The sequence below is a fragment of the uncultured Brachyspira sp. genome (assembly GCF_910588665.1).
Taxonomy (GTDB): domain Bacteria; phylum Spirochaetota; class Brachyspiria; order Brachyspirales; family Brachyspiraceae; genus Brachyspira.
This window is the reverse complement of record NZ_CAJUPR010000038.1, coordinates 1-1868: the sequence shown is the minus strand read 5'-3', so window position 1 is coordinate 1868 and position 1868 is coordinate 1. Positions and strand designations below refer to the sequence as shown.

3 protein-coding genes are annotated in these 1868 nt (G+C 27.8%); all 3 read left to right on the top strand.

What is annotated here, in order from left to right; translation table 11 throughout:
• A partial coding sequence (locus QZ306_RS10460; protein WP_295163643.1) for a hypothetical protein occupies positions 1-320 on the top strand: 320 nt, incomplete at its 5' end.
• A 12-nt stretch (positions 321-332) separates the two neighbouring features.
• Positions 333-899 carry an HNH endonuclease signature motif containing protein gene (locus QZ306_RS10455; protein WP_295163641.1) on the top strand — a complete coding sequence of 189 codons (567 nt, stop codon included), beginning with the start codon at positions 333-335 and terminating at the stop codon, positions 897-899.
• Positions 900-959: 60 nt separating this feature from the next.
• On the top strand, positions 960-1772 hold the full coding sequence (locus QZ306_RS10450; RefSeq protein WP_295163640.1) for a GIY-YIG nuclease family protein: 813 nt from the start codon (positions 960-962) through the stop codon (positions 1770-1772).
• Positions 1773-1868: the final 96 nt, after the last annotated feature.

Genomic DNA, 1868 nt, shown 5'->3' with positions numbered 1-1868 from the left:
GCGATTTTGATTCATTTAATGGTGCAGTTGGGGGTGTACATTCACGTAAATTAATAGCACTTGGGAAGAAAAGTTATCTGGATATATTAGTTGATGAAAAAGGAAATGAAGGATATCACGTGCGCATGCGTGGTGTTCCAAAGCAGTGCATTCTCAACAAAGCAAAAAGAATGGGAATTACAATAGAAGAGTTATACGAAAGAATGTACAATGGGGAAGAAATAGAATTTGATTTATTAGATGGATCAAATTGTTTTCAAAAATCAAAATCTTATCAACAAATTAATCTCACTAATTTTAAAAGAATTATGAAATTTTAATCGCTACTAAAAATGGAAGCTCAATACATTACATTAAATGGATTTGAAGATTATGAAATATTATCACAGCATCCTTTCACAATTAGAAGGAAAAAAGATGGCTATATTATTAGTGAATGGTTTAATAACAAAGGATATGTTACAATAAAATTAAATCAAAAGTCATATAAGAAACATAGAATTATTGCACAACAATTCATTCCAAATCCTAATAATTTGCCTCAGGTGGACCATATTAACCATAACAGAGCTGATAATAGAATTGAAAACTTAAGATGGATTACAAATCAAGAGAACTGTAAAAATAAATCTAAACAAAATGGTATTGAGTATGTTTTTATAGATGAACTTGATGAAAATAAATCATTTGAAATTAATAGATATGGCCAGCTTGAATTCCATAATTATTATTTTAATCTAGTTGATGAACAATTTTATTTGAAAACACATGATGACATGTATAGAAGATTATTTATAAATAATGATAGAGGAAGTGAGTATGTTTTGATGAAAGATATAAATGGGAAAACAAGAAAAATAAGTATCAACAAATTTAAGCGTTTATATTGTATTGAGTAATTATTTTAGCGTTTCATAATTTTTTTCGTAATTTTATTTCCTCATCAAATGAGTCATCATATGACATTACAAGAAGCAATACAAGAAATTAATTTACTCAGAGAAAAATTAGATAAGGCATTAGATGAAAATAAAATGTTGAAAGATAAATTAGATAAGGCATTAGATGAAAACCAAAAGTTCAGAGAACAGTTAATAGATATCCAAGTTGAGAACCAGATGATGAAAGATAATTGTGATGAGTTAGATATACAATACAGTGAGATATACCAAGAAAATAAATTCTTAAAACAAAGAGTGGGCGATTTAGAGCAATCATATGATACAATCAATAAAGAACTAAAAAGAATGAAACAAAAATATGAAATTACTTCACTGGAAACATTTATGAATTTATATGGATATGTTGCAGAAAGAAGTGATATAAAAGTGATTCAAGAAAAATACTTCGAGGAGACTGGTATTAAATATTCACAAGCACAATTGAAAAGAGAATTGGAACAGATAGGCTATCAAGTAAAGCATAGTGGCACTAAAACTACATATCATGTTTCAAAAAGTATCAAGGGCTTTCTTTATATTGTTCAATTAACAAAGCATAAAGGAACAGAAATTTATAAACCAGGAAGAACCATATACATGAAACAAAGATTAATTACATATAAACAACATGATGGTGGAGCAATAGAAATAATATGTAATCCTGTGAACAATCAATATAAAGCCGAAGCTAAATTACTCCAATTACTGAGCGAAGCAGTTGATAGAAATGAATTAAAGAAGAATGATTATGGAGATGAATATTTTGAAGGTCCATTAGATGTAATCAAAAAATATTATAACCAAGTCATAGATGAATTCAGAATCGAGTAAGCAAAAAAATTTTTTTGTCTTATGCCTTAACTAATTGAGCCAACTTCTTTAATTCCTCTAGCTCTGCCTTCTTTCTTAATCTATATTCTTTCTGTT